The organism is Paenibacillus sp. J31TS4 (genome assembly GCF_018403265.1).
In the GTDB taxonomy this organism is placed as follows: Bacteria; Bacillota; Bacilli; order Paenibacillales; family NBRC-103111; genus J31TS4.
In genome coordinates, this window is sequence record NZ_BOSI01000052.1 from 1 (window position 1) to 248 (window position 248).

1 rRNA gene is annotated in these 248 nt (G+C 50.4%); it reads left to right on the forward strand.

What is annotated here, in order from left to right:
- Positions 1 to 144: 144 nt before the first annotated feature.
- Positions 145 to 248 (forward strand): 5S ribosomal RNA (gene rrf / locus KJS47_RS23950); the annotation flags it as partial.

Genomic DNA, 248 nt, shown 5'->3' on the forward strand with positions numbered 1-248 from the left:
AAGGTAGCCGTATCGGAAGGTGCGGCTGGATCACCTCCTTTCTATGGAGTATCCGCATCGGTGAGATGCGATACAAATATCGGTTTGTTACTCACTCGTGTTCAGTTTTGAAAGGTGCATACCTTTCAACTAAATAGCATTCCGTTTGGTAATAATGGCGGAGGGGAACCACGCGTACCCATCTCGAACACGACCGTTAAGCCCTCCAGCGCCGATGGTACTTGAACCGAAGGGTTCCGGGAGAGTAG